Source organism: Methylibium sp. (assembly GCF_013817345.1).
Classification (GTDB): Bacteria; Pseudomonadota; Gammaproteobacteria; order Burkholderiales; family Burkholderiaceae_C; genus Methylibium.
Map to the genome: position 1 here is coordinate 1 of NZ_JACDCW010000160.1, position 5,409 is coordinate 5,409.

Annotated in this window: 13 protein-coding genes and 1 pseudogene; all 14 read right to left on the bottom strand. The window is 62.6% G+C overall.

Features of this window, described 5'->3' with window-relative positions:
* Positions 1-77 (bottom strand): annotated as a pseudogene (gene rplO / locus H0W40_RS18875) (50S ribosomal protein L15); the annotation flags it as partial.
* Positions 78-101: 24 nt separating this feature from the next.
* The gene (gene rpmD, locus H0W40_RS18880; RefSeq protein ID WP_292449320.1) at positions 102-284 is read right to left on the bottom strand and encodes a 50S ribosomal protein L30; all 183 of its coding nucleotides are present in this window, start codon (positions 282-284) and stop codon (positions 102-104) included.
* A gap of 19 nt (positions 285-303) precedes the next feature.
* The gene (gene rpsE, locus H0W40_RS18885; RefSeq protein ID WP_292449322.1) at positions 304-822 is read right to left on the bottom strand and encodes a 30S ribosomal protein S5; all 519 of its coding nucleotides are present in this window, start codon (positions 820-822) and stop codon (positions 304-306) included.
* A 48-nt stretch (positions 823-870) separates the two neighbouring features.
* Complete coding sequence (gene rplR, locus H0W40_RS18890; RefSeq protein ID WP_292449324.1) at positions 871-1,236, bottom strand: 50S ribosomal protein L18; 366 nt, start codon at positions 1,234-1,236, stop codon at positions 871-873.
* 11 nt (positions 1,237-1,247) lie between these two features.
* Complete coding sequence (rplF, locus tag H0W40_RS18895; protein WP_292449326.1) at positions 1,248-1,781, bottom strand: 50S ribosomal protein L6; 534 nt, start codon at positions 1,779-1,781, stop codon at positions 1,248-1,250.
* An 18-nt stretch (positions 1,782-1,799) separates the two neighbouring features.
* On the bottom strand, positions 1,800-2,195 hold the full coding sequence (gene rpsH / locus H0W40_RS18900; RefSeq protein ID WP_292449328.1) for a 30S ribosomal protein S8: 396 nt from the start codon (positions 2,193-2,195) through the stop codon (positions 1,800-1,802).
* A 30-nt stretch (positions 2,196-2,225) separates the two neighbouring features.
* Positions 2,226-2,531 carry a 30S ribosomal protein S14 gene (gene rpsN, locus H0W40_RS18905; protein WP_292449330.1) on the bottom strand — a complete coding sequence of 102 codons (306 nt, stop codon included), beginning with the start codon at positions 2,529-2,531 and terminating at the stop codon, positions 2,226-2,228.
* Between the two features lie 9 nt (positions 2,532-2,540).
* On the bottom strand, positions 2,541-3,128 hold the full coding sequence (gene rplE, locus H0W40_RS18910) for a 50S ribosomal protein L5 (RefSeq protein WP_292449332.1): 588 nt from the start codon (positions 3,126-3,128) through the stop codon (positions 2,541-2,543).
* A gap of 14 nt (positions 3,129-3,142) precedes the next feature.
* A complete protein-coding gene (gene rplX / locus H0W40_RS18915; protein WP_292449334.1) occupies positions 3,143-3,460 on the bottom strand; it encodes a 50S ribosomal protein L24 in 318 nt (105 codons plus the stop codon).
* Positions 3,461-3,484: 24 nt separating this feature from the next.
* Positions 3,485-3,853 carry a 50S ribosomal protein L14 gene (rplN, locus tag H0W40_RS18920; protein ID WP_292449336.1) on the bottom strand — a complete coding sequence of 123 codons (369 nt, stop codon included), beginning with the start codon at positions 3,851-3,853 and terminating at the stop codon, positions 3,485-3,487.
* Positions 3,854-4,113: 260 nt separating this feature from the next.
* The gene (locus H0W40_RS18925; RefSeq protein ID WP_292449342.1) at positions 4,114-4,632 is read right to left on the bottom strand and encodes a peroxiredoxin; all 519 of its coding nucleotides are present in this window, start codon (positions 4,630-4,632) and stop codon (positions 4,114-4,116) included.
* A gap of 129 nt (positions 4,633-4,761) precedes the next feature.
* Entirely contained in the window at positions 4,762-5,052 is a 291-nt protein-coding gene (gene rpsQ / locus H0W40_RS18930) for a 30S ribosomal protein S17 (protein ID WP_292449338.1), read from the bottom strand.
* Positions 5,049-5,249 carry a 50S ribosomal protein L29 gene (gene rpmC / locus H0W40_RS18935; RefSeq protein ID WP_292449340.1) on the bottom strand — a complete coding sequence of 67 codons (201 nt, stop codon included), beginning with the start codon at positions 5,247-5,249 and terminating at the stop codon, positions 5,049-5,051. The genes rpsQ and rpmC overlap by 4 nt, the downstream gene beginning before the upstream one ends.
* Positions 5,250-5,268: 19 nt before the next feature.
* Positions 5,269-5,409, bottom strand: a 141-nt coding sequence (locus H0W40_RS18940; RefSeq protein WP_292449343.1) for a ribosomal protein L16, incomplete at its 5' end; no start/stop codon positions are given.

Sequence of the window (5,409 nt, forward strand, 5' to 3'; positions counted from 1 at the left end):
CCCGAGCCAATGCCGCGACCGACACGGCGCTTGGCATGCTTTGCGCCCGAGCCGGGCTTGATCGTGTTGAGTTCCATTGTCTTCTCCGAGATCAACCGCGGTCAGAGCACCTGAACCAGGTAAGCCACCTTGTTGATCATTCCGCGCACGGCGGGTGTGTCTTCGAGCACTCGCTCGCTGCCGATTGCGCGCAGGCCGAGCCCGCGAACCGTTGCGCGGTGCGATTCCTGGGTGCCGATCGGGCTGCGTACGAGCTTGACCTTGAGCGTCGTCTTGTCCGTCATGATGATTCCCCGGCGCGTCTCAGTTGAAAATCTCTTCGACCGACTTGCCGCGCTTGGCTGCGATTTCCATAGGCGTGGTCGAGCGTGACAGCGCGTCGAACGTCGCACGCACCATGTTGTATGGGTTGGAAGTGCCCAGGCTCTTGGCGACGATGTCGGTTACGCCCATCACCTCGAACACCGCGCGCATCGGACCGCCGGCAATGATGCCGTCACCCGCCTTCGCCGGCGCCAGCAGCACCTTGGCAGCGCCGTGCTCACCGGTCACGTTGTGGTGGACGGTACCGTTCTTCAGGTTGACCTTGATCATGTTGCGGCGCGCCGCATCCATGGCCTTGGTCACGGCCACCGGCACCTCGCGCGCCTTGCCCTTGCCCATGCCGACCCGGCCATCGCCGTCACCGACGACAGTGAGCGCCGCGAAGCCCATGATCCGGCCGCCCTTGACCACCTTGGTCACGCGGTTCACCTGAATCATCTTTTCCTTCAGGCCGTCGTCGCGGCCTTCGTCGGAAATGCGGGGTTGAAACTTTGCCATGTCAGATTCCTAGGGTGTGCGGTGCTTCTCGTCCGAGCTCACGCGAACTCAGAACTGCAGGCCGGCTTCGCGAGCCGCCTCGGCGAGCGCCTTGACGCGGCCGTGGTAGGCGAAGCCGGAGCGGTCGAACGCCACCTTCTCGATGCCGGCCGCCTTGGCTCGCTCTGCGATGCGCTTGCCGATCAGAGCAGCGGCTTCGGTATTGGCGCCTTTGCCGGCGGCCCCGAGCTGCGTGCGCATTTCCTTTTCCACGGTCGAGGCGCTCGCAAGCACCTTGGAGCCGCAGTCGGAAACGACGCTGGCGTAGATGTGCGTGTTGGAACGGAACACCATGAGGCGCGCCACGTTCTGCAACGCAATGCGCGCCCGCGTCTGGCGGGAGCGGCGAAGGCGCTGATCTTTGCGGTTCAACATCGTGCTGCTCCTTACTTCTTCTTGGTCTCTTTGATCGTGATCTTTTCATCCGCATAGCGGATGCCCTTGCCCTTGTAGGGCTCGGGAGGACGGATCGCGCGCACCTCGGCAGCGATCTGCCCCACCACCTGGCGGTCCGAACCCTTGATCAGAATTTCGGTCTGTGTCGGGCACTCGACCTTGATACCCTCGGGCATGTCCTTCACCACCGGATGCGAGAAACCGATCTGCAGGTTGAGCTTGGCGCCCTGGGCCTGGGCGCGATAGCCCACTCCCACGAGCGTGAGCTTCTTCTGGAAACCGGTGCTTACACCATTGACCATGTTGGCCACCAACGCACGCATCGTTCCCGACATCGCGTTCGCCGCCGGCGACTCGTCGATCGGCGTGAAGCTCAGCGACCCGCCATCGTTCTTGACCGTGACCAGCCGGTTGCCGGCACGCACGAGCGTGCCCAGTGCACCCTTGACGCTGATCCGCTCGGCCGTGAGCGATACGTCCACGCCCTTGGGCACGGCGATCGGCATTTTTCCTACGCGAGACATTCTTTCAGCTCCTTCGCGTCAGGCGACGTAGCACAGGACTTCGCCGCCGATACCGGCAGCGCGCGCCTTGCGGTCCGTCATCACACCCTTGGGCGTGGTCACGATGGCCACGCCAAGGCCGTTCATGACCTTCGGAATCTCGTGGCAGCCCTTGTAAACACGAAGCCCCGGTCGGCTGACGCGCTCGATACGTTCGATCACCGGGCGGCCAGCGTAGTACTTCAGCCCAATCTCGAGTTGGGGCTTGAAGCCCTCGCTCTTGACGGCGAAGCTATCGATATAGCCTTCGTCCTGCAAGACTTGCGCAATCGCCAGCTTCAGCTTCGACGACGGCATCACGACAACAGCCTTCTCCACCATCTGCGCGTTGCGGATGCGGGTCAGCATGTCGGCGATGGGATCACTCATGCTCATAAGTTATCTCCTGTACGTTCGCGTGCCGGCCTACCAGCTGGCCTTGACGACACCGGGAATGTCGCCCTTGAACGCCAGTTCACGAATCTTGTTGCGCCCCAGACCGAAGGTGCGGAAGGTGCCGCGCGGACGGCCGGTCAGGCCGCAGCGGTTGCGCAGACGGCTCGGATAGGCGTTACGCGGCAGTTGCTGCAGTTGCAAGCGCGCGGCGTAACGCTCTTCCTCGGTTTTGCCGAAGTCGTTGATGACCGCCTTGAGTTCCGCGTATTTCTTCGCGTACTTGGCGACCAGCTCTTCCCGCTTGAGCTCACGCTGCTTGATCGAAGTCTTTGCCACGGCCAATCCTCAGTTCTTGAACGGAAACTTGAATGCGGCGAGCAGCGCCTTGCATTCGTCGTCGGATTTGGCCGTCGTCGTGAAGCTGATGTTCAGTCCGCGCAGCACGTCGATCTTGTCGTACTCGATCTCGGGAAAGATGATCTGTTCCTTGACGCCGACGTTGTAGTTGCCGCGGCCGTCGAAGGCCCGACCGGAGATGCCGCGGAAGTCGCGCACCCGGGGCAGCGCAACGGTCACGAAGCGGTCGAGGAACTCGTACATGCGTACGCCGCGCAGAGTCACCATGCAGCCGATGGGCACGTTGTCGCGAATCTTGAAGCCGGCGATGGCCTTCTTCGACTTGGTAATGACGGGCTTCTGGCCGGAAATCTTGGACAAGTCACTGACCGCGTGGTCCATCACCTTCTTGTCCGACACCGCCTCGCTCACGCCCATGTTGAGCGTGATCTTGCTCAAGCGCGGCACCTGCATCACCGACTTGTAGCCGAACTTTTTCACCAGTTCGGGCGCGACTTTCTCGCGATAGAACTGCTGAAGGCGCGCCGGCTGGGCCGAGCGCTGCTGCGTCTGTTGTTGAGCCTGCTGTTTAGCCATCTCTTACCTCGGCCTCAGGCCTTGATCTGTTCGCCGCTGGACTTGAAGACACGCACTTTCTTGCCGTCGTCCAGGAGCTTGATGCCCACGCGGTCGGCCTTGCCGCTCACGGGGTTGTAGATCGCCACATTCGACTGATGGATCGGCATGGTCTTGTCCACAATGCCACCGGTCGAGCCCTTGAGCGGATTCGGCTTGACGTGCTTCTTGACCATGTTGACGCCATCGACCAACAGGTGGTCGGCATCGACACGGGAAGCCACGGAGCCCCGCTTGCCTTTGTCGCGACCGGTCAGCACGATGACCTGGTCGCCTTTGCGAATCTTGTTCATGCTCAGTTTTCCTTGGCGCTCGGCTCAGAGGACCTCGGGGGCCAGCGACACGATCTTCATGAAGCGCTCGGTGCGCAATTCGCGCGTGACCGGGCCGAAAATGCGAGTGCCGATGGGCTCGAGCTTGGCGTTGAGCAGGACGGCGGCGTTGCCGTCGAATTTAACCAGCGAGCCGTCCTGGCGACGCACGCCCTTGGCAGTGCGAACCACCACGGCGCTGTAGATCTCGCCTTTCTTTACGCGCCCGCGCGGCGCAGCTTCCTTGACGGTGACCTTGATCACGTCGCCGATGCCCGCATAGCGGCGCTTGGAGCCGCCAAGCACCTTGATGCACATGACGCTTTTAGCGCCCGTGTTGTCCGCGACGTCGAGCCGCGACTGCATTTGAATCATGTTCCGTCCCCAACTTGTCCCGCTTGCTGCCCATCGTGGGCCGCTGCGAGCAGTCTTGGGCCCGTCATTTGACGCGTTGCGCTCAATCCCCGAAGGGCTTGCCGCACTCGCGCCATCTGCTTAGGGCGAGACCGAGGCCGCCTGGAGCGATCCGGCTCCTCAAGCAAATGAGGCCCGGCAGTCCCGCAGGCAGCGTTTCGGCGAAGCTGCAAAGTATCTGCGAAAGCGCAGCGGCTGTCAACAGATCGACAGCACTGAATTCACCGGACTCGAAGGCTGCGGGCCTGCGCAAGCAGCGTCTCGGCGTCGCTGACTTCAAACTTGCCCGGCGCTTCGACATTGAGCGTCTTGACGACGCCGTCCACCACGAGCATCGAGTAGCGCTGCGAGCGCATGCCCATCCCCCGCGCGCCCAGATCCAGGGTGAGGCCGGTCGCGCGGGTGAACTCCGCGCTGCCGTCGGCCATCATGCGCAGCTTGCCGTCGGTCTTTTGATCGCGCCCCCACGCTCCCATCACGAACGGGTCATTGACGGCCACGCACCAGATCTCGTCGATTCCGGTAGCCCGCAAGTCGTCCGCATGCTTCAGATAGCCGGGTACATGCTGCGCCGAGCAGGTCGGTGTGAAGGCGCCCGGCAGAGCGAACACCGCGACCTTCTTGCCGGCGGCGAGCTTGTCGATCTCGAAACTGTTCGGACCGAGCGAGCAGCCATTGCCCTCGACCTCGATGAATTCATAGAACTTGCCCGCGGGCAGCTTGTCGCCGACTTTCAGCATCACGTCTCTCCAGGGGTTTGGCGAAAGCGCAGCCAAGCTACGCCGGAATGAAAAACGACCGGACGCCAGCATGCCAGCGATCCGGTCGTTGTATCGACGCTCCTTCGAGAGCCCCGACAGCGTTCAGTGTCAGAGCACCCGTGCCTTTTCCAGCGTCCGGGTCACGACCCACGCCTTGGTCTTGGAGATCGGCCGACCTTCGGCGATCTCGACCATGTCGCCCATCTTGCACTCGTTGTTCTCGTCGTGCGCGTGGTACTTGCGCGAGCGGGCAATGATCTTGCCGTAGAGCTCGTGCTTGACGCGGCGCTCGACGAGCACCGTGATGGTCTTCATGCGCTTGTCACTGACGACGCGACCCACCAGGGTGCGCGTGTTCTTCACCACTTGTTCTTGCGGTTCTCGAGCTTGAGTCGTCATTGCGACGCTCCCTTCTTCTTCTCGGCCAGGACAGTCTTGGCGCGAGCGATGTCACGACGGGTCTTGCGCAGCGTCGAGGTGTTGGTCAGCTGCTGCGTGCCCTTTTGCATGCGCAGGCCGAAATGCGCGCGCAGCAGGTCCTTGACCTCCTGCTCGAGCGCAGCAACGTCCTTGGCGCGGAGTTCGGATGCTTTCATGTCTTTCCTTCCGGCCGGCTCAAGCGCCGACCTGACGCGCCACGAAGGTGCACCGCAGCGGCAGCTTGGCAGCTGCGAGGGTGAACGCTTCGCGGGCCAGCGCTTCGGGCACGCCGTTGATCTCGTAGAGCACCTTGCCGGGTTGGATCTCGGCCACGTA

Coding starts and splice junctions, on each gene's coding strand:
- rpmD (WP_292449320.1), bottom strand. CDS start 284: ATGACGGACAAGACGACGCTCAAGGTCAAGCTCGTACGCAGCCCGATC.
- rpsE (WP_292449322.1), bottom strand. CDS start 822: ATGGCAAAGTTTCAACCCCGCATTTCCGACGAAGGCCGCGACGACGGC.
- rplR (WP_292449324.1), bottom strand. CDS start 1,236: ATGTTGAACCGCAAAGATCAGCGCCTTCGCCGCTCCCGCCAGACGCGG.
- rplF (WP_292449326.1), bottom strand. CDS start 1,781: ATGTCTCGCGTAGGAAAAATGCCGATCGCCGTGCCCAAGGGCGTGGAC.
- rpsH (WP_292449328.1), bottom strand. CDS start 2,195: ATGAGCATGAGTGATCCCATCGCCGACATGCTGACCCGCATCCGCAAC.
- rplE (WP_292449332.1), bottom strand. CDS start 3,128: ATGGCTAAACAGCAGGCTCAACAACAGACGCAGCAGCGCTCGGCCCAG.
- rplX (WP_292449334.1), bottom strand. CDS start 3,460: ATGAACAAGATTCGCAAAGGCGACCAGGTCATCGTGCTGACCGGTCGC.
- rplN (WP_292449336.1), bottom strand. CDS start 3,853: ATGATTCAAATGCAGTCGCGGCTCGACGTCGCGGACAACACGGGCGCT.
- H0W40_RS18925 (WP_292449342.1), bottom strand. CDS start 4,632: ATGCTGAAAGTCGGCGACAAGCTGCCCGCGGGCAAGTTCTATGAATTC.
- rpsQ (WP_292449338.1), bottom strand. CDS start 5,052: ATGACGACTCAAGCTCGAGAACCGCAAGAACAAGTGGTGAAGAACACG.
- rpmC (WP_292449340.1), bottom strand. CDS start 5,249: ATGAAAGCATCCGAACTCCGCGCCAAGGACGTTGCTGCGCTCGAGCAG.